We start from the raw sequence: 348 nt of genomic DNA, 5'->3' as shown, positions 1-348 counted from the left end.
CACATTGGGGCCCACAACACCGCACACACAACCCCTACCAAGTATCACATGCACACGGTTTAGCCTCATCCACGTTCGTTCGCCACTACTAGCAGAATCATATTTTATTTTCTTCTCCTACGGGTACTGAGATGTTTCACTTCCCCGCGTAAACCCCCACAACAGCTATGAATTCACTGAAGGGTAACACCCCATAACAGGTGCCAGGTTTCCCCATTCGGACATCCTCGGATCAACGCTCTATTGACAACTCCCCGAGGCTTAACGCAGCCTTACACGTCCTTCATCGGCCCAGCATGCCAAGGCATCCACCATGCGCCCTAAATAACGAACACACAACCAACACAA

Annotated in this window: 1 rRNA gene; it reads right to left on the bottom strand. The window is 50.9% G+C overall.

Annotated features, from left to right (window positions below):
• Window positions 1–335: ribosomal RNA gene (locus HMPREF2604_RS14190) — 23S ribosomal RNA — on the bottom strand; the annotation flags it as partial.
• Between the last annotated feature and the right edge of the window lie 13 nt (window positions 336–348).

Origin of the sequence: Corynebacterium sp. HMSC055A01 (genome assembly GCF_001809405.1) — a bacterium.
GTDB classification, from domain to species: Bacteria; Actinomycetota; Actinomycetes; order Mycobacteriales; family Mycobacteriaceae; genus Corynebacterium; species Corynebacterium hesseae.
The sequence above is the reverse complement of the archived record's forward strand: the minus strand, read 5'-3'. Positions and strand labels throughout refer to the sequence as shown.